Genomic DNA, 18,873 nt, shown 5'->3' on the forward strand with positions numbered 1-18,873 from the left:
TGCATGGGGACGATCGAGGAGCTGACGCAGCAGGTCAGCAAGGGTGAAAAGGTCAAGTGGCTGCACTTCTGGGGCCACCGCCCGAGGCCGGACGGGCAGCTCTCTGCGAGCTGTCTGAGTCAGTGGTGGGCGTCGCCCTTCGTGGTCGAGGCGGTGCACTACGCGACGGCCGAGCACTGGATGATGGCCGCGAAGGCCCGGCTCTTCGGCGACGCCGAGGCCGAGCGGGCCGCGCTCTCGTCCCGTACACCCGCGGAGGCGAAGAACGCCGGGCGGCTGGTGCGGGGTTTCGACGACACGGTGTGGGAGCGGGAGCGCTTCGGGATCGTGGTCGAGGGCAGCGTCCACAAGTTCGGCTCGGACGAGGCGCTGCGGTCCTATCTGCTCGGTACGGGCGGCCGTGTCCTCGTCGAGGCGAGCCCGATGGACCGGGTGTGGGGCATCGGTCTCGCCGCCGACGACCCCCGGGCGAAGGACCCCTCCCGCTGGCTGGGGCTGAACCTGCTGGGCTTCGCGCTGATGGAGGCCCGGGAGCGGCTGCGCGGCGCATGAGGAAGCGGCTGCGCGGCGCAAGAGGGAAGGGCCCCGCGGCTGCCGCGGGGCCCTTCCCTGTCGCCTGCTCGGTCTAGCGGTTCTCGACCACCAGGCTCGTGGCGAACGGGTCGTCCACGTCGCTGTCGTAGGAGTCGCCCTGGGCGATGACCCAGATGACGAAGCCCAGGAAGACCGCGCTGACCAGGATGCCGATCGAGCCGAGGACGATGCCCGCGGTCGCCATCCCCCCGTTGTTCGCCTCGCCCCGCTGCACCTTCTTGCGGCCGATGATGCCGAAGATCAGCGCCAGGACGCCGAGGACGACTCCGAGGCCGTACATGCAGAAGCCGACGGTCGCGATGATGCCGAGCACCATCGAGGCCGTGCCCATCCCGTTGGCCGGGGCCGCCTGCCAGCCGGGCTGGCCGTAGCCCGAGGCCGCGTATCCCGGGTAGCCGGGGTAGCCGTATCCCGTCGGCGCGGAGGCGGCCGGTGTCGGCGTGGCCGTCGGATAGCCGTACGCGCCGGGTGTGGCCGCGGGCCCGCCCGGGGCCACGGGCGGCGGCGGCACCTCTCCGCCCGTCGGCATCGCCGTCATCGTCGGCTGGTCGTGCACGGGCGGACGGTCCTGCGGCGCGGGCGTCGCCGGCTTGCTCAGTTCCACCCCGTCGCGGTTCGGCGGAGCCCACGGGTCCGCCGGGTCGTACCCGCCCCGCGGCTGGTCGCTGTTGTCAGACATGGGCCTCCCCCATCGTGGTCCCGCCATGCTACGACCTGCCCCCGACGGCGGACCGGCCCGGCCTACGATGATCCGATGACCGACCTCCACCCCTTCATCGCGGGACTGCCGAAGGCAGAGCTGCACGTCCATCACGTCGGCTCCGCCTCCCCGCGGATCGTCGCCGAGCTGGCCGCCCGCCACCCCGACTCGAAGGTTCCCACGGACCCCGAGGCGCTCGCCGACTACTTCACCTTCACCGACTTCGCGCACTTCGTCGAGGTCTACCTCTCGGTCGTCGACCTCGTCCGCACCCCGGAGGACGTCCGGCTGCTGACCTTCGAGATCGCCCGCGACATGGCGCGGCAGAACATCCGGTACGCCGAGCTGACCATCACGCCGTACAGCTCGACGCGCCGCGGGATCGACGAGCGGGCCTTCATGGCGGCCATCGAGGACGCCCGCGGGGCGGCCGAGACGGAGCTGGGCGTCGTGCTGCGCTGGTGCTTCGACATCCCGGGCGAGGCGGGTCTCGTCGCGGCGGAGGAGACCGCCCGGCTCGCGGTCGACCTGCGCCCCGAGGGTCTGGTCTCGTTCGGGCTCGGCGGCCCGGAGATCGGTGTGCCGCGCCCGCAGTTCAAGCCGTACTTCGACCGGGCGATCGCGGCCGGCCTGCACTCCGTCCCGCACGCGGGCGAGACGACGGGCCCGGAGACGATCTGGGACGCGCTGAACGAGCTGGGCGCCGAGCGGATCGGCCACGGCACCAGTGCCGTCCAGGACCCGGAGCTCCTGAAGTACCTGGCGGAGCGCCGGATCCCGCTGGAGGTCTGCCCGACCTCCAACATCGCGACGCGCGCGGTCACCGATCTCGACCGGCACCCCATCAAGGAGATGGTGGCGGCGGGTGTCCTGGTGACGATCAACAGTGACGACCCGCCGATGTTCGGTACGGACCTGAACAACGAGTACGCGGTCGCCGCCCGTCTCCTGGAGCTCGACGAGCGCGGTCTGGCCGCGCTCGCGAAGAACGCGGTCGAGGCGTCCTTCCTCGACCCGGCCGGCAAGGCCCGCATCGCCGCGGAGATCGACCGCTACACGGACACGGCTCTGGGCTCCTCCGTGTGACGCGCGGCCTTCGTGGCCGACGGTTCCGCGGCGCGCGGGGCGCCGCGGTCCGCGCCGGTCACCACCGGGCGATGAGCGGCGCCTCCGGTTCCCGCCGCCGCCAGGCTTCGGTGAGCCGGACGAGGCGGGCGGGGGCGGCGATGCCGCGGACCGTGGCAATCCTGCCGTGGACGAGGTCGAAGGTCACGGCGCCGACGACCCGCTCGCCCGGTACGAAGAGGATGGCCGGAGCGCCGTTGACGAGCGCGTAGTGGACGGCGGGCGTGCCACCGGCGAGTCGCCGTTTCGCGGCCGAGGGGGTGAAGCCGGCACGGGCGACGGCGGCGACGCGCTGCGGGGTGTCGAACCGCAGCAGCCTCTTGGCCAGGCCCGCGCCGTCGGAGATCGCGGTCACGTCGTCGGTGAGCAGCGCCACCAGCCGTTCCGTGCGGCCCGAGGAGGCGGCGGCCAGGAATGCCTCGACGATCTTGCGGGCGGAGGCCGGGTCGGCCTCGCCCCCGCCGCGGCGCGCGGCGGTGATGCGACGCCGGGCCCGGTGGAGGTGCTGCTGGCTCGCGGACTCGGTGATGTCGAGGATGTCGGCGATCTCCGCGTGACTGTGGGAGAACGCCTCGCGCAGGAGGTAGACGGCCCGCTCGAGGGGTGACAGCCGCTCCATGAGCGTCAGCACGGCCAGGGAGACCGATTCGCGCTGCTCGAACGTGTCGGCCGGGCCGAGCATGGGGTCGCCGTCGAGGAGCGGTTCGGGCAGCCAGGCGCCGACGGCGCGTTCGCGGCGGGCCCGTGCCGAGCGGAGCCGGTCGAGGCACAGATGGGTGACGACCTTGGTCAGCCATGCCTCGGGGACGTCGATCCGCTGCCGGTCGGCGGCCTGCCACTGCAGGAACGCGTCCTGCACGGCGTCCTCGGCGTCGGTGGCGGAGCCCAGCAGTCGGTACGCCAGCGAGGCCAGCCGGTTCCGGCTGGCCTCGAACCGGCCGGTGTCGAAGCGATCGGTGGCGGTGCTGTCCACGGGGAACACCCTAGGCAGCCACGCGCCGCTCGGCGGCCGCTTCCGGCACGGCGGCCAGGCGGCGCCTGCGCTTGGGGATCCCGAAGGTCGGGTGCGCGGTGGCCCACAGCGACAGCCGGAGGATGCCCGCCTTGATGCGCGCGGCCTTCCGGCCGCCCACGTACGCCGGCTTGGCCAGCCCTGCGTCGTCGACCGTCTGCAGGATCCCGTCCTGCCGGCCCAGGCTGATGTGGTTGCCCAGGTAGGACAGTTTGACGTGGGCGACCTTGCCGCCGGTCAGGCGTCCCACGATCGCCTCCGTGGCCTGTCGGCCGGTGGCGCCGGCCGAGGCGCAGGACATCGGCAGCGGCCGGCCGTCGTCGCCGAGGGCGTAGGCGCTGTCGCCGGCGGCGTAGACGTTCGGGTGGGAGACCGACCGCATGGTGCGGTCGACGACGATCCGGCCGTTCTCGGTGACCTCCAGCCCGCTGGCGGCGGCGATGGGGTGGACCGCGAACCCGGCCGTCCACACGGTCGCGTCGGACGCGAGGGCGGTGCCGTCGGCGCACCACACCCGGGTCGCTTCGACGCCTTCGACGGCCGTGTGTTCCAGGACGGTGATGCCCAGCCGGTCGCAGGCCCGGCGCAGGTGGTCGCGGGCCCCGGCGGAGAGCCGGCCGCCCAGCTCGCCGCGGGCGATCAGCGTCACCGACAGACCGGGCCGCGACTCGGCGATCTCGGTGGCGGTCTCGATGCCGGTCAGCCCGTCGCCGACGACGACCACGCTCCCGCCGCCACCCCGCCCGTCCAGGCTGGCCAGGCGCTCGCGCAGGCGGAGCGCGGAGGGCCGGCCGGCGACGTCGAAGGCGTGCTCGGCCACGCCGGGGACGCCTTGCTCGGCGACGTGGCTGCCGAGCGTGTAGAAGAGCGTGTCGTAGCCGAGTTCGCCGCCGCCGTCGGCGTCGGCCAGGGCGACGACCTGGCGCTCCGGGTCGACGGCGGTGACACGGGCCCGGCGCAGCCGGATGCCCGTGCCCGCGAAGATGTCGGTGAGCTTCCGCGACTCGATCCGCTGGCCGGCCGCGAGTTGGTGCAGTCGCAGCCGCTCGACGAAGTCGGGCTCGGCGTTGACGACGGTGATCTCGATGTCCTCCGGGGACAGCCGGCGGGCCAGGTTCCCGGCCACGTAGGCCCCGGCATAGCCGGCGCCGAGGACGACGATGCGGTGCTTCATGTGCTGCTCCTGTCGGTTCGCTTGCTCCCGGTGTCTGAGCGGGACAGCACCCCGATTGCTGACAGATACGGGGTGTGATGTGGGTCACACCGGCATGGGGGGGCCGCCCGTGGGGGCTCGCGCGCCGAGCGGCGCCCCAGCCGTGACAATGGCCCCCATGGACCACGTCACTGTCGTAGGCCACCGCGGCGACCCGTACCGCGTCCGGGAGAACACGGTCCCCTCGATCGTGTCGGCGATCGAGCGGGGCGCGGACGTCGTCGAGATCGATGTCCGGCTCACCGCCGAGGGCGTCCCCGTCCTCCTCCACGACGACACGCTCCGACGGCTCTGGGGGCACGACCGGCCGCTGGGCACGCTCACCCTGACGCAGCTCCGCGAGCTGACCCGCGACGGCGTCCCCACCCTGCGCGAGGCTCTGATCGCGGCCGGTTCGCACCGGCTGATGCTGGATCTGCCCGGCGGGAACGAGTCCTCGGTCCGCACGATCGTCGGCGCGGTCCGCGAGTGCGGGGCCGCCGAGCGCGTCCTCTACTGCGCGGGCGGGGTGGCGATGCTGCACGTCCGGGCCGCCGACCCGGCCGCCGAGATCGCCCTGACGTGGACGACGCTGGCGCCGCCGCGCGCCACGCTCCTCGCCGCGGTGCGACCACGCTGGCTCAACTACCGCTTCGGGCTGGTGAGCAGGGAGCTCGCGGAGCGGGTGCACCGCGACGGATACCTGCTGTCGGCCTGGACGGCGGACACCCGGCGCACGATGCGTAAGCTCCTGTCCCACGGGGTGGACGCGATCACCACCAACCGTGTGGACGCGCTCGCCGCCGAGCTGGGAAGGGGTACGCCGAGGTGACCGGGGCCGAGAGGATCCGTACCGATGTCGCGCACAACGCCCGGGTGTGGAACTACTGGCTGGGCGGCAAGGACTACTACCCGGTGGACCGCGCGGTCGGCGACCGGGTCACCACTCTCTACCCGAGCATCGGTGAAGTGGCGCGCGCGGACCGGGCCTTCCTCGGCCGGGCGGTGACCCATCTGGCGGCCGAGGCCGGGGTGCGCCAGTTCCTGGACATCGGGACCGGCCTGCCGACCGCCGACAACACCCACGAGGTCGCCCAACGGGTCGCGCCGGAGTGCAGGGTCGTCTACGTCGACAACGACCCGATCGTGCTGACGCACGCCCGCGCGCTGCTGACCAGCGCCCCCGAAGGGGTGACCGAGTACGTCGACGCGGACGCGCGGGACCCGGAGCGCATCCTGGAGGCGGCGGCGCGCACACTGGATCTGTCGCGTCCGGTCGCGGTGATGATGCTCGGCATCCTCAACTTCGTCCTCGACACCGACGAGGCCCGGTCCGTCGTCGGCACGCTCATGGCCGCGATGCCGTCCGGCAGCCATCTCGTCCTCACCCACCCCACCCTGGAGCCCGAACTCGGCGGCGAGGGGAACGTGGCGGCGATGGCGTTCTGGAACGAGAACGCGACCCCGCCCATCACCGCCCGCAGCCGCGCCGAGTTCACCTCCTTCCTGGACGGACTCGACCTCCTCGATCCGGGGATCGTCTCGTGCGCGAGCTGGCGGTTCGCCCCGGCGAGCCAGGTGGCGCAGTTCGGCGCGGTGGGCCGCAAACCGTAATGGGCATAGGGACGGGCATACGGACGGGCGCACGAACCGACCTGGGGACGGACGTACGGGGATGGTGGGAGCGGGCCCGGATGCTGGCGGCCGCCCATCCGCCCGCCGTGGACCTCGGGATCGCGCTGCTCGTCCAGGCGGCCATGACGATGCCTTTCGTGGTGCCGCGTCCGCCGGAGCTGGAGCCGGCGACCTGGACCGCGTACGGGCTGACGACGCTCACCGTGGTCCCGCTGATCTGGCGGCGACGCGCGCCGGTCGCCGTGCTCCTCGCCATCGTGGCGGCCGGCGCGCTGTACCAGCTGGCCGCGGACGGCCCCGGGCAGCCCCTGCCGTACACCGGGCTCGTCATCGTCTACACGATCGCCGCGCTCTCGCCGCCGTGGAAGCGGCTGGTGACGGGCCTGCTGCTGCTGGTCGCGGTGCCCGTGTCGGTGTGGCTGAACACGCGGTCGGCGCGCGAACTGACCTTCTCGCTCTTCGTGTTCGCGGCGGCGTACGTCTTCGGGCGGCTCACCGACGCCCGGCAGCGGGCAACCCGCGTGGAGGCCGAGCGGGCCGCGGCGCGCGAACGCGCCCGGATCGCCCGGGAGATGCACGACATCCTGTCCCACGCGGTGAGCCTGATGGTCGTGCAGGCGGAGGCCGGTCCGGTGGCCGTGCGGGCGGCGCCCGAGCGGGCGGAGGCGGCGTTCGACGCGATCTCCGCGACGGGCCGGGACGCCATGGCGCAGCTGCGCCGGATGCTTGGGGTGCTGCGGGAGGGCGACGAACCCGGCGCGGACGCCCCGCGCGAGCCGCAGCCCGACCTGCGGAATCTGCCCGAGCTCATGGAGCGGGTACGGGACAGCGGGCTCGACGTCACGTACCGGACGACGGGCGGGGTCCGGGCGCTGCCGTCGGCCACCGGGGCGACCGTCTACCGCATCGTGCAGGAGGCGTTGACGAACGTGGTCAAGCACGCGGGAGCGGCCACCGCCGCCGTACGGCTGACGCACGGGGCCGGTGTCCTGGAGATCGTGGTGTCGGACGACGGGCGGGGACCGCGGCGCGGTGTTCCGGTGGGCTCGGGCGGGCACGGCCTGGTCGGGATCCGCGAGCGGGCGGCGGCGCACGGCGGTACGGCGGTGAGCGGCCCGGGGCCGGGCGGACGGGGCTTCGAGGTACGGGTGGAGCTGCCCGTGGCCTCGGCGGTGGAGGGGGCGGCGCGGTGACGATCCGTGTGGTGGTGGCCGACGACCAGGAGTTGGTCCGCAGTGGCTTCTCGATGATTCTGGACGTGCAGCCGGACATCGAGGTGGTGGCGGAGGCGGGCGACGGGGCCGAGGCGGTCGAGGCCGTGCGGCGGCACCGCCCCGATGTGGCGCTGCTCGACATCCGGATGCCGCGCCTTGACGGCATCGAGGCGTGCCGGGCGATCAGTGCCGAGTCGGAGTGCCGGACGGTGATGCTGACGACCTTCGACTCCGACGAGTACGTGTACGAGGCGCTGCACGCGGGCGCGAGCGGCTTCCTGCTGAAGGACGTGCGCCGGGACGATCTCGTGCACGCGGTACGGGTGGTGGCGCGGGGCGACTGCCTGCTGGCGCCGTCCGTGGCCCGGCGGCTGGTGGCGGAGTACACCCGCCCGACCCGGCGCGCACCCCGCCCCGATCCGCGTCTCGACGCGCTGACGTCCCGGGAGCGGGAGACGCTGTTGCTGCTCGCACGGGGGCTGTCCAACGCGGAGATCGCCGTGGAGCTGGTGGTGAGCGAGCACACGGTGAAGACGCACGTGGGGAACGTGCTCGCCAAGCTCGGGCTGCGGGACCGGATCCAGGCGGTGATCCGCGCGTACGAGAGCGGGCTGATCACCGCCGGTTCTCCCCCGCCCGGGGGATGACGGGGGCCCGAAGACCCCCCGCTCCGGCGATCCGCGCGTCGCCGCCGGTCAGCAGGATGAGTGCGGTCGGAACAACCGCTCACATCTTCGGAGTCGACCATGAAGAGCACCTCGCGCACGCTGCTGGCCGCCGCCCTCGTCCTGGGTGTGGCGGCGGGCCCGGCGACGCTGCCGGCCGCCGCCTCATCCGGGCCCGTCGCCACCGTGGCGGCCGCCGCAGCGGGGCCGGACCCGGCGTCCCGGTCGGCGCATACGGCCCTGGAAGCGGCGATCGCCGGGCTGCCCAAGGCCCATACCACGGCGGCGCTGGTACGCGTCGGGGGCACGGAGGGGGTCTGGCACGGCGCCTCGGGCGTGCGCGACCTGGAGACGATGCGCCCGGCCGATCCGGGCGCCCGGTTCCGGGCCGGCTCGGTGACCAAGGTGTTCACCGCCGCGGTCGCCCTGCAGCTGGCCGGGGAGGGTCGGCTGGACCTGGACCGCACGGCCCGCTCCTACCTGCCGGAGCTGATCCCCGGCCGCTACGGCAAGGTGACGGTCCGCCAGCTCCTCGACCACACCCACGGCATCCCGGCCGCCGGCGTCGCCGGGGACACGGTCGAAGAGTGGTACGCGAACCGCTTCGAGATCCACGACCCGCGGGAGATGGTCCGCTCGGCGACGGCGAAGAAGCGCGAGTTCGCCCCGGGCACCCGGCAGCACTACCTGAACATCGGCTACACGATCGCGGGGCTGCTGATCGAGCGCGTGACGGGTGACGCGTACGAGGATCAGGTCGCCGCGCGTGTGCTGCGGCCGCTCGGCCTGCGCGACACGTACTTCCCGGGGACCGACCCGCGCATCAGGGGCCCGCACCACCACGGCTACCAGACGATGACGCTCGACGACGGCACGACCGGGCTGCGCGACGTGACGGTCTGGGGCACCACGGACGGATGGGCGGCCGGCGACATCATCTCCACGACGGCCGACCTGGAGCGTTTCACGCAGGCCCTCTTCCAGGGGCGGGTGGTGCGCGGCCCGCTCCTGGAGGAGATGTTCACGCTGCCGAAGGTGGCGGACTTCAGGAGCGGCGACCCGGCGGCGTACTCGGTGGGCCTGTCGATGAAGAAGCTCGGCGGGCGCGAGGTGTGGGGCAAGACCGGCGGCCGGTGGGGCTACAACGCGGCCATCGCCTCGACCCGTGACGGCGCGCGCACCCTGGTCTACGGCGTCAACTCCACGGACGCCAAGGGCCAGGACATGAACCAGGTCGCCCTGAACGTCATGGTGGCGGCCTACGGCGCGCCGACGGACTGAGGCGTCTCCACCGCGTCCACCCCCTCCACCGCGTCCACCGCCTCCACCGCCTCCAGGCGCTTGATCATCCGGCGCACGACGAGCAGCGGGATCACACCGAAGACGCCGAACGACATGTCGATGACCGACCACCAGAAGGGGATGTCGCGGATCGGGCCGCAGATCAGGGCCAGTGGCACGATCCCGGCGCAGGCGATCATCCCGAACTCGATCACCCAGATGTTCCGCACCGGGTCGCGGTAGGGGCCGTAGAACGCGACGGCGATGACGAGGTGGGCGAAGGCCAGCCAGTCGGTCCCGTAGAGCAGGAAGGGGTACCGCGCGTCGGCGGTGTCGGTCCCCTGGCGTACCCGCTCGATCCACTCCAGGAGGCCGGGGAAGAGGTCGGCGACGGGCGCTGCCCAGGAGGTCAGGGCCTCCTCGGCGAGGCGGAGTTCGGTGACGAGCGGGAAGGCGGTGACCCCGCTCAGCACCAGGCAGACGATGAAGAGGACCAGCCACGCGCGGATACGCCTGAGAAGGGCCGCCGGCCCTTTCGTCTCGTTCATGACAGCATCCTACGCTCGTCATGAACGCGTTCAAAAACCGGGGTGGCGGGTCACCTTCCGGGCGAGCGCGTGCGCCCCGACGGTCACGCCGGCGGCCACGGCGAGCCCCGCCACCAGGTCCCTCGGCCGGGTCGGCCGGAGCACGCCGGCCTTCCGCAGCCGCCCGCGCGCCCAGAGCGCGAAGGGCACGACGATCAGCGGGGAGGTCGCCGAGCCGGGCGTGTATCCCCGGACGGCGGCGGCCTGGGCGAGGTGGACGAGGCCGTGCAGTCCGAAGCCGTTCAGCGCGGCCTGGTAGAAGCCCGACCGGCCGCCGGAGCGGTGCCCGGCGACGGCCGCGGCGGCGACGACGGCCCCCACCGCCGCCACGGCGACGGTGAACTCCCGCTCGTCGACGCTCTCCACGGCCTTCCACACCGCTTCGGGTGCCTCGGGGAACCGCTCCCGCAGCTCCGGAAGGTGCTCCCGGAGCCAGCGGGGACCGAGGAGGATCTCCTCGGCGTCGTGCAGGGCCCAGGCTGCCAACAGTCCGTATGTCACGGTCGAGTTCACCGCCGAGTTCGCGGTGGGGTCCACGGCTGGGTTCATGGTCGGTGTCACCGCCTGGGAACTCCCGGCCCGCCGATCGAGTTCCACCGCTTCGCGAAGCCGAGCGTCCGGTCCCGCGCGGACAGGTCGTGCCCGGGCCGCTCTTCATCCGAGCAGCATCCCGGGCCGCGACCGGCGGACGACGGGCGGCGGGCGGCGGGCGGCGCGTCGGCCGAACGGCCGCGGCCCCGGCGCCTTGTCGATCAAGGTGCCGGGGCCGCGGTCGGACTGCGGGGGCTCAGCCCAGGGACGTCATCACGTGCTTGATGCGCGTGTAGTCCTCGAAGCCGTACGCCGAGAGGTCCTTGCCGTAGCCGGACTTCTTGTAACCGCCGTGCGGCATCTCCGCGACCAGCGGGATGTGGGTGTTGATCCACACACAGCCGAAGTCGAGCGCCTTGGACATGCGCATCGCGCGGCCGTGGTCCTTCGTCCAGACCGAGGACGCGAGCGCGAACTCGACGCCGTTCGCGTACTCCAGGGCCTGCTCCTCGTCACGGAACGACTGCACCGTGATGACCGGGCCGAAGACCTCGTTCTGGATGATCTCGTCGTCCTGCTTGAGACCGGAGACGACGGTGGGGGCGTAGAAGTAGCCCTTGTCACCGACCTGGTGGCCACCGGCCTCGACCTTGGCGTGTGCCGGGAGGCGGTCGATGAAACCGGAGACCTGCTTGAGCTGGTTGGCGTTGTTCAGCGGGCCGTAGAGCACGTCCTCGTCGTCCGGCTGACCCGTCTTGGTGTCCGCGGCGGCCTTGGCCAGCTGCGCCACGAACTCGTCGTGGATGGACTCGTGCACGAGGACACGCGTCGCGGCCGTACAGTCCTGGCCGGCGTTGAAGAAGCCCGCCACCGAGATGTCCTCGACGGCCTTGGCGATGTCGGTGTCCTCGAAGACCACGACCGGGGCCTTGCCGCCCAGCTCCAGGTGGACGCGCTTGACGTCCTTGGCGGCCGACTCGGCGACCTGCATGCCGGCGCGTACCGAACCGGTGATGGAGGCCATCGCCGGGATCGGGTGCTCGACCATCGCGCGGCCCGTCTCGCGGTCGCCGCAGATCACGTTGAAGACGCCCTTGGGGACGATGGAGCCGATGATCTCGGCCATCAGGACGGTGGACGCGGGGGTCGTGTCGGACGGCTTGAGGACGACCGTGTTGCCCGCGGCGAGGGCCGGGGCGAACTTCCACACGGCCATCATCATCGGGTAGTTCCACGGCGCGACCTGGGCGCACACACCCACCGGCTCGCGGCGGATGATCGAGGTCAGGCCCTCCATGTACTCGCCGGCGGACTTGCCCTCGAGCATGCGCGCGGCGCCCGCGAAGAAGCGGATCTGGTCCACCATCGGCGGGATCTCCTCGCTCGCGGTGAGGGCGATCGGCTTGCCGGTGTTCTCGACCTCGGCGGCGATCAGGTCCTCGGCGCGCTCCTCGAAGGCGTCCGCGATCTTGAGCAGGACCTTCTGGCGCTCGGCGGGCGTGGTGTCCCGCCAGGCCGGGAAGGCGGCCGCGGCGGCCGTCATCGCGGCGTCGACATCCTCCTGGCCGGAGAGCGGCGACGTGGCGAAGACCTCGCCCGTGGCCGGGTTGACCACCTCGATGGTCCGCCCGTCGGCGGCGTCCCGGAACTCCCCGTTGATGTAGTTACGCAGCCGGCGCAGCTCGGTGGTCACTTGCCACCCCTCCTGTCACGTTCTTGGTCGCACGTCTTCGTGCGGCGTCCCGTTTGCTGAGACACCTCAGGGTAGTCGCTTCCCTGACGCTTTCGACAGGCCCGACAGCCCCCAACTTCGGATTCAGTGTGATCGCGAAGCCGAAACAACGAATTTCATCGGTCTGGGCTTGCCAGACAGACGAGTCTCGGTGCACAGTGAAGTCGTGGCCAGTCAAAGCACGAACTCCAGAACCGGTTCCGGTTCGTCCCCGACGATCGATGCCGTCTCTCTGGCGATCATCGAGCAGCTCCAGGAGGACGGCCGCCGTCCGTACGCCGCGATCGGCAAGGCCGTCGGCCTGTCCGAGGCGGCCGTGCGCCAGCGCGTCCAGAAGCTGCTCGACCAGGGCGTCATGCAGATCGTCGCCGTCACCGACCCGCTCACCGTGGGTTTCCGGCGACAGGCGATGGTCGGCATCAACGTCGAGGGTGACCTCGATCCGGTGGCGGACGCGCTGACGGCCATGGCCGAATGTGAATACGTGGTGATGACCGCCGGCTCGTTCGACCTGATGGTGGAGGTCGTCTGTGAGGACGACGACCACCTGCTGGATGTGATCAACAAGCGCATCCGCACTCTCCCCGGCGTGCGCTCCACGGAGAGCTTCGTCTACCTCAAGCTCAAGAAGCAGACCTATATGTGGGGAACTCGATAATCGTGACCCAGGACCTGTCCAAGACCGCGTACGACCACCTGTGGATGCACTTCACCCGCATGTCGTCGTACGAGAACTCCCCCGTCCCCACCATCGTGCGTGGTGAGGGCACCTACATCTTCGACGACAAGGGCAAGCGCTACCTCGACGGTCTCGCGGGTCTCTTCGTGGTCAACGCCGGTCACGGCCGCCAGGAGCTGGCCGAGGTCGCGTACAAGCAGGCCCAGGAGCTCGCGTTCTTCCCCGTGTGGTCGTACGCCCACCCGAAGGCCGTCGAGCTCGCCGAGCGCCTCGCCCACTACGCCCCCGGCGACCTGAACAAGGTCTTCTTCACCACCGGTGGCGGCGAGGCCGTCGAGACCGCGTGGAAGCTCGCCAAGCAGTACTTCAAGCTGCAGGGCAAGCACACCAAGTACAAGGTCATCTCGCGTGCGGTCGCCTACCACGGCACCCCGCAGGGCGCCCTGTCGATCACCGGCCTGCCGGCCCTGAAGGCCCCCTTCGAGCCGCTGGTCCCCGGCGCGCACAAGGTGCCGAACACCAACATCTACCGCGCCCCGATCCACGGCGACGACCCCGAGGCCTTCGGCCGCTGGGCCGCCGACCAGATCGAGCAGCAGATCCTCTTCGAGGGCCCCGAGACCGTCGCGGCCGTCTTCCTGGAGCCGGTGCAGAACGCCGGTGGCTGTTTCCCGCCGCCGCCCGGGTACTTCCAGCGGGTCCGCGAGATCTGTGACCAGTACGACGTGCTCCTCGTCTCGGACGAGACGATCTGCGCCTTCGGCCGCCTCGGCACGATGTTCGCCTGTGACAAGTTCGGCTACGTGCCGGACATGATCACCTGCGCCAAGGGAATGACGTCGGGCTACTCCCCGATCGGCGCCTGCATCGTCTCGGACCGCCTCGCGGAGCCGTTCTACAAGGGCGACAACACCTTCCTGCACGGCTACACCTTCGGTGGCCACCCGGTGTCGTCGGCGGTCGCGATCGCCAACCTCGACATCTTCGACAAGGAAGGCCTGAACCAGCACGTGCTGGACCAGGAGGGCAACTTCTTCGACACCCTGAAGAAGCTGCACGACCTGCCGATCGTCGGCGACGTCCGCGGCAACGGTTTCTTCTACGGCATCGAGCTCGTCAAGGACAAGGCCACCAAGGAGTCCTTCACGGACGAGGAGACCGAGCGCGTGCTCTACGGCTACCTCTCCAAGGCGCTCTTCGACAACGGCCTGTACTGCCGTGCCGACGACCGTGGCGACCCGGTCATCCAGCTGGCCCCGCCGCTGATCGCCGACCAGGGCACCTTCGACGAGATCGAGGGAATCCTGCGCTCCGTGCTCACCGAGGCGTGGACCAAGCTCTGACCGTCCCCGCCCTTCCAGGCACAGGACCTCACGCCGCCCTCACGGCGTGACCCCGGCCCGGGCATGCCTCCATCCGAGTGGATGGGGGCGGCCCGGGCCGCGTGCTGTCCGTACAAACGGATCTGAATCCTTACGGTGCCCAGTGACCGACAGGCCCGTCCCTTCGTTCCCCCGGACGGGGGAACGCAAGAATCGGATCCGACATCGAGGTGTACGCGATGGCCCCACCGGACAACGACGTGCTCTGGGCGCGTTCCCTGCACTGCACCCTGGAAGGCTCGGACGTACTCACCGGCGTCTCCCTGGGTGTGCGAGAGGGCGAGATCCTCGCCCTCGTCGGCCCGCGAGGCAGCGGGAAGACCACATTGATGCGCTGTCTGTCGGGACAGACGCTCGCCCAGCAGGGCGAGGTCTGGTTCAACAGCAGCCCCGTCCACACCCTGAACCAGTCCCAGCGCGAACGGCTGCGCCGTGACCGCTTCGGCTGGATCGATCCCGAACCCGGGCTCGTCCCCGAACTGACCGTCTGGGAGAACGCGGCCCTGCCGCTCCTGCTGCGCGGGGTCTCGCACCGGACGGCCAAGGCATCCGCCCAGGAGTGGCTGGAGCGGCTGGACGTCGGCGCGTACGGCCGCAAGCGCCCGCACGCCCTGACCCAGCCGCAGCGCCAGCGGATCGCCATCGCCCGGGCCCTGGTCACCACCCCGTCGGTCCTCTTCGCCGACGAACCGACCGCCTCCCTGCACCGCGCCGACGGGTCCCAAGTGCTGCGCACGCTCACCGCCGCTGCCCGCTCCCACCGGATCACCGTGGTGCTCGCCACTCACGACCCGGAGATCGCCGGTTTCGCCGACCGCTCGGTCGCCCTGCTCGACGGGCGCCGCGTGGGGACCGTGGTGCCGACCACCGGGGCGGAGGGCGTCGCCGCGTGCTCGCTCTCCGTCTAGTCCGCGGGGCCCACCCCCTCGTCCTGCTGCGGCGCCTCCTGGTCGCCGCGGCGGCCGCGGGGGTCGGCTTTCTGCTGCTCTGCACGCTGGGGTACGCCGTGGGCCACCCGGACCGGTCGGGCGCGGCGACCCAGCGGCTGCTGTGGTGCCTGATCCCGATGGCGGCGACCGTGTACTTCGCGGTGGCCGTCGCCCGTACGGATCCCAGCACACGGCCGCGGCCGGGACTCTCGGCGATCGGCCTCGGCCCGGCGAGGCTCACGGCGATCGCCGCGGCCTCGACCGCGGTCTCCTGCACGCTCGGCTCGACGATCGCGCTGCTGTTCTACCTGCACCTGCGCGGGGACATCACCGGCCTGCCGTTCGACGGCGCGGCGGCCGAGCTCCTCGCCGCCGGGCGGCCGATCCCGCTCGCCGCCGCGCTCACCCTCCTCGCGATCCTGCCGGTGGCCGCCTCCACGGCCGCCGCCGTCGCCCTGCGTCCCCGGAAGACCCCCCTGCCCCCGGAGGGCGTCGAGAAGGCGACCCCCTCCGGGCTGCCGTGGGGTGTGGCGCTGCTCGCGGTGGGCCTCGCGGTGGAGACGTACGCGGGCGAGGGCGGCGGGGGCGGTGTGTTCGCGCTGCCGGGCCGCCTCGGCGGAAGCCCCGGCGGCGTGCTCGCCGGCTGGATCCTCACCGCGGCCGGCCTCGCGACGGCGGGCCCCGGCATCACCCACTGGTGCGGCCGGCTGCTGCAGGCCGCCCGCCCGGGTGCGACCCGGCTCCTCGCCGGCCGCGTCCTCATGGACGAGTCGCGACGCATCGGCCGCCCGCTCGGCGTGGTCTGCGCGGTGGTCTCGGGCGCCCTCGCGGCGGCGACGCTGTACGACGGCGGGACGGGCGGCTTCGGCCCGCTGACGGGGCTGGGGGCGGCGGTCGTGATGGCCTGCACCACGGCGACGCTGCTGACGGCGGCCCTGGAGGCCAAGCAGTGCCGGGCCCACACCGCCGCGGCGCTCCTCCGCCTCGGCGCCCCGCCCACGGTCCTGCGCTCGGCGGCGCTGATGCGCACGGGCATCCTGCTGGCGGTGTTCCTGCCCGTGACCTGGCTGGTGGCGGAGCTGGCGGCGCTTCCCCTGAGGGGCTGACGCCCGGGGGCAGACGGGACGGCGCCCTCGCGGGCGCGTCCGCCCCCGGTGCCCGTCAGCGCGCGGCGCCCGGGCACGGCCCGGCGCCACGGGGGCCTATCGTGGCCCCATGACCGGCCGTTCCCACGAGCGTGAGATCCACACCCCCGCCGAGTTCGACGCGGTCGTCACCCGCGGGTCCCTCGTCGGCCACCGGATCCAGTCCGTCGACCTCACCGACCGCACCTTCGCCCTCCTCTCCGTCTCCACCACCGGCGCCGTGTTCCTCGGCTGCGCCATGCAGCCCGAGGCCGCCGCCAAGGTCCGCGCGGACGGCGCCCTCGTCTTTCCGCCCGTGCCGGACCTGCCGTTCGACCCGTACCGTGCCCGGCTCTACTCCCCCGACGATCTGTTCGACGGCCTCGGGGACGGCGGTTACGAGACGACACCCGACGCCCTCGCCCACGCGTGGTTCCAGCGGACGAAGGCCGACGGCGACGTCTTCGCGTCGATGCTCCGTTCCGTCCACGACGACGCGATCTCCGACGCCCTCGACGAGCTCCTCGCCGGCGCCCCGGTCGTCGGCGTCATGGGCGGGCACGCGATGGGTCGTGGCACCGACGCGTACGGCGGGGCGGCGCGGCTCGGGCGGTCGCTGGCCCGGAGCGGTCTCACCGTGGCGACGGGCGGCGGGCCCGGCGCGATGGAGGCCGCGAACCTCGGCGCGTACACCGCCCCGCTGGCCGACGCCGTCCTCGACGAGGCCCTCGAACTCCTCGCCAAGGCGCCCTCCTTCGTCCCGTCCGTCACGGAGTGGGCGCGGGCCGCCTTCGAGGTGCGCGCACGGTGGCCGGGGGGCGGCGACTCGGTCGGCATCCCCACCTGGTTCTACGGGCACGAGCCGCCGAACCCGTTCGCGGGGCACATCGCGAAGTACTTCGCGAACGCCACCCGCGAGGACGGTCTGCTCGCCCGCTGCACCGCCGGGGTGATCTTCCTGCCGGGCGCCGCCGGCACGGTCCAGGAGATCTTCGACGCCACGACGCCGAACTACTACGAGTCGCGGGGCGAGCCCACCCCGATGGTCCTGGTGAACCGCGCCCACTGGACGGAAGAGCTCCCCGCCTGGCCGCTGCTCCGGGCGCTGGCCGCGGACCGCCCGATGGCGGCCCGGATCGCCCTGGTCGACTCCGTCGAGGACGCCCCGCAGGCCCTCCGCCGCCTGGCCTCCGCCGATACCCCGCTGCCCTAGGGGGCGTCTTTCCGATCGTGCCGGGCTCGCGTGCCCCGGCCTCAGCGCCTCCGTATCGCCGGCGCCTCCGCCCGTTCCACACCGCGGCCCGCTCACCGGACGCCGCCGCGCGGCTCTCCTCCGGCTCGATCCCGGCGTGCCGGCCGGCCCTGTCCGCGGGCAGCGCGATCTCGTCGGTGAGGACCCGGCCAGGGCCGGACGATCACCACGGGTGGCCGCGCGAGGCAACGTCGGCGCCCGTTCCCACGTCTGGCAGTCCGTACCAATCCCTCCGGAACGGAGCCCCTCGGTGCTCATAGGACTGCTGACCGCCATCGCCGCCTCGATCTGCTACGGCACGGGCTCCGTCCTGCAGGCCGTCGGGTCGCGCAGGTCCGCGCGGCGGGAGGCGGCGTCCGGGGATCTCACGGAGCGCGGCGGGCCGAGCCTGTCCTCCACCGCGAAGGCGGCGACGACCTGGGAGTTCGTGGTCGGCACGATCCTGGACTTCATCGGCTTCGGCCTGGGCGCCCTCGCGGCCCGACTGCTGCCGCTGTTCTTGTCCCAGACCGTGATCAGCGCGAATCTGGTCGTCACGGCGGTCCTGAGCGTCCGGCTGCTGGGGATCCGGCTGACCCGCGCGGAGTGGACGTCGATCGGTGTGGTCTGTTCCGCGCTGGTGCTGCTGGCGAGCGCGGCGGGCGCGGAGGGAAGCGGGCACACCCCGGTCGGGACGCACTGGTGGCTGCTCGCGATCTCGCTGCTCCTGATGGCGGGCGGCACGGTGCTCGTACGGCTCCTGGGCGCGCGGGCCGCGATCCTGGCGGGTCTGCTCTCCGGGCTCGGCTTCGGCGCGCTGGGCGTGGGGGTGCGCATCCTCGACGGCGTGGACCCCTTCGCCCCCGGCGCGCTCCTCACGGACCCGGCGCTGTACGCGATCCTGGTCGCCGGGGTCGGCGGCATGTACCTGCACACCGTCGCGCTGCAGATCGGTTCGGTGAACGGGGCGACGGCGGCGCTGGTGGTCGGCGAGACGGTGCTCCCCGGAATGATCGGTGTGTGGTGGCTGGGCGACGCCTCCCGCCCGGGCCTCGCCTGGCTCGCGGTCCTCGGCTTCGTGCTGGCGGTCGTGGGCGCGGTGGCGGTGGCGTGGTTCGGCGCTCCGGAGGACCAGGAGACGGGAGCCGTCCACGACGCTGAGGCGGAGGCCGGGAACGCGGGGGAAGCGCCGACCCGGGAGCGGCGGACCGGCTCCCCCGCCCTGCTCCAGGAGCCGGCCGGCACGGGGCGCCGCTGAGG

The 18,873-nt window shown here is 72.6% G+C and carries 19 protein-coding genes; 13 read left to right on the forward strand and 6 right to left on the reverse strand.

Annotated elements, in window-relative coordinates:
* Window positions 1-3: 3 nt before the first annotated feature.
* Window positions 4-552: an NADAR family protein gene (locus ACZ4VW_RS24500; protein ID WP_467965863.1), complete on the forward strand. Its 549-nt coding sequence runs from the start codon at window positions 4-6 to the stop codon at window positions 550-552.
* Between the two features lie 73 nt (window positions 553-625).
* On the opposite strand, the gene ACZ4VW_RS24505 is transcribed toward ACZ4VW_RS24500, so the two are convergent.
* Window positions 626-1,273, reverse strand: coding sequence for a DUF4190 domain-containing protein (locus ACZ4VW_RS24505; protein ID WP_467965865.1), 648 nt, complete (start codon window positions 1,271-1,273; stop codon window positions 626-628).
* A gap of 75 nt (window positions 1,274-1,348) precedes the next feature.
* Here ACZ4VW_RS24505 and ACZ4VW_RS24510 point away from each other — a divergent pair, with 75 nt between their 5' ends.
* Entirely contained in the window at window positions 1,349-2,380 is a 1,032-nt protein-coding gene (locus ACZ4VW_RS24510; RefSeq protein WP_467965867.1) for an adenosine deaminase, read from the forward strand.
* 58 nt (window positions 2,381-2,438) lie between these two features.
* On the opposite strand, the gene ACZ4VW_RS24515 is transcribed toward ACZ4VW_RS24510, so the two are convergent.
* Together ACZ4VW_RS24515 and ACZ4VW_RS24520 are read right to left on the reverse strand one after the other, a co-directional pair.
* Window positions 2,439-3,392, reverse strand: coding sequence for a sigma-70 family RNA polymerase sigma factor (locus ACZ4VW_RS24515; protein ID WP_467965869.1), 954 nt, complete (start codon window positions 3,390-3,392; stop codon window positions 2,439-2,441).
* A 10-nt stretch (window positions 3,393-3,402) separates the two neighbouring features.
* Window positions 3,403-4,605, reverse strand: coding sequence for an NAD(P)/FAD-dependent oxidoreductase (locus ACZ4VW_RS24520; protein ID WP_467965871.1), 1,203 nt, complete (start codon window positions 4,603-4,605; stop codon window positions 3,403-3,405).
* 157 nt (window positions 4,606-4,762) lie between these two features.
* On the opposite strand from ACZ4VW_RS24520, the gene ACZ4VW_RS24525 reads away from it, so the two are divergent.
* The 5 genes from ACZ4VW_RS24525 to ACZ4VW_RS24545 all read left to right on the forward strand — a co-directional run bounded on the left by ACZ4VW_RS24525 (window position 4,763) and on the right by ACZ4VW_RS24545 (window position 9,418).
* Complete coding sequence (locus ACZ4VW_RS24525) at window positions 4,763-5,455, forward strand: glycerophosphodiester phosphodiesterase (RefSeq protein WP_467965873.1); 693 nt, start codon at window positions 4,763-4,765, stop codon at window positions 5,453-5,455.
* Complete coding sequence (locus ACZ4VW_RS24530) at window positions 5,452-6,237, forward strand: SAM-dependent methyltransferase (RefSeq protein WP_467965875.1); 786 nt, start codon at window positions 5,452-5,454, stop codon at window positions 6,235-6,237. The genes ACZ4VW_RS24525 and ACZ4VW_RS24530 overlap by 4 nt, the downstream gene beginning before the upstream one ends.
* Window positions 6,237-7,451 carry a sensor histidine kinase gene (locus tag ACZ4VW_RS24535; RefSeq protein ID WP_467965877.1) on the forward strand — a complete coding sequence of 405 codons (1,215 nt, stop codon included), beginning with the start codon at window positions 6,237-6,239 and terminating at the stop codon, window positions 7,449-7,451. Before ACZ4VW_RS24530 ends, ACZ4VW_RS24535 begins: the two co-directional genes overlap by 1 nt.
* Window positions 7,448-8,119 carry a response regulator gene (locus ACZ4VW_RS24540; RefSeq protein ID WP_467965879.1) on the forward strand — a complete coding sequence of 224 codons (672 nt, stop codon included), beginning with the start codon at window positions 7,448-7,450 and terminating at the stop codon, window positions 8,117-8,119. The genes ACZ4VW_RS24535 and ACZ4VW_RS24540 overlap by 4 nt, the downstream gene beginning before the upstream one ends.
* 99 nt (window positions 8,120-8,218) lie before the next feature.
* A complete protein-coding gene (locus ACZ4VW_RS24545; RefSeq protein WP_467965880.1) occupies window positions 8,219-9,418 on the forward strand; it encodes a serine hydrolase domain-containing protein in 1,200 nt (399 codons plus the stop codon).
* On the opposite strand, the gene ACZ4VW_RS24550 is transcribed toward ACZ4VW_RS24545, so the two are convergent.
* From ACZ4VW_RS24550 to ACZ4VW_RS24560, 3 genes are all read right to left on the reverse strand, one after another.
* Window positions 9,397-9,966 carry a hypothetical protein gene (locus tag ACZ4VW_RS24550; RefSeq protein ID WP_467965882.1) on the reverse strand — a complete coding sequence of 190 codons (570 nt, stop codon included), beginning with the start codon at window positions 9,964-9,966 and terminating at the stop codon, window positions 9,397-9,399. The two genes, ACZ4VW_RS24545 and ACZ4VW_RS24550, sit on opposite strands and share 22 nt — an antisense overlap.
* Before the next feature lie 30 nt (window positions 9,967-9,996).
* The gene (locus tag ACZ4VW_RS24555; RefSeq protein WP_467965884.1) at window positions 9,997-10,554 is read right to left on the reverse strand and encodes an HXXEE domain-containing protein; all 558 of its coding nucleotides are present in this window, start codon (window positions 10,552-10,554) and stop codon (window positions 9,997-9,999) included.
* A 238-nt stretch (window positions 10,555-10,792) separates the two neighbouring features.
* Window positions 10,793-12,229 (reverse strand): gamma-aminobutyraldehyde dehydrogenase, encoded by a 1,437-nt coding sequence (locus ACZ4VW_RS24560; protein ID WP_467965886.1) that lies wholly within the window; start codon window positions 12,227-12,229, stop codon window positions 10,793-10,795.
* Window positions 12,230-12,419: 190 nt separating this feature from the next.
* On the opposite strand from ACZ4VW_RS24560, the gene ACZ4VW_RS24565 reads away from it, so the two are divergent.
* The 6 genes from ACZ4VW_RS24565 to ACZ4VW_RS24590 all read left to right on the forward strand — a co-directional run bounded on the left by ACZ4VW_RS24565 (window position 12,420) and on the right by ACZ4VW_RS24590 (window position 18,871).
* Window positions 12,420-12,926, forward strand: a complete 507-nt coding sequence (locus tag ACZ4VW_RS24565; protein ID WP_137993079.1) for an Lrp/AsnC family transcriptional regulator — start codon at window positions 12,420-12,422, stop codon at window positions 12,924-12,926.
* Window positions 12,911-14,290 (forward strand): aspartate aminotransferase family protein, encoded by a 1,380-nt coding sequence (locus tag ACZ4VW_RS24570; protein WP_467965888.1) that lies wholly within the window; start codon window positions 12,911-12,913, stop codon window positions 14,288-14,290. Before ACZ4VW_RS24565 ends, ACZ4VW_RS24570 begins: the two co-directional genes overlap by 16 nt.
* 218 nt (window positions 14,291-14,508) lie before the next feature.
* A complete protein-coding gene (locus ACZ4VW_RS24575; RefSeq protein WP_467965890.1) occupies window positions 14,509-15,237 on the forward strand; it encodes an ABC transporter ATP-binding protein in 729 nt (242 codons plus the stop codon).
* Complete coding sequence (locus ACZ4VW_RS24580; RefSeq protein ID WP_467965892.1) at window positions 15,219-16,364, forward strand: hypothetical protein; 1,146 nt, start codon at window positions 15,219-15,221, stop codon at window positions 16,362-16,364. Before ACZ4VW_RS24575 ends, ACZ4VW_RS24580 begins: the two co-directional genes overlap by 19 nt.
* A 109-nt stretch (window positions 16,365-16,473) precedes the next feature.
* Window positions 16,474-17,595, forward strand: coding sequence for an LOG family protein (locus tag ACZ4VW_RS24585; RefSeq protein ID WP_467965894.1), 1,122 nt, complete (start codon window positions 16,474-16,476; stop codon window positions 17,593-17,595).
* A 289-nt stretch (window positions 17,596-17,884) separates the two neighbouring features.
* Complete coding sequence (locus ACZ4VW_RS24590) at window positions 17,885-18,871, forward strand: DMT family protein (RefSeq protein WP_467965896.1); 987 nt, start codon at window positions 17,885-17,887, stop codon at window positions 18,869-18,871.
* Window positions 18,872-18,873: the final 2 nt, after the last annotated feature.

It is taken from the genome of Streptomyces sp. NPDC029139 (assembly GCF_055564335.1).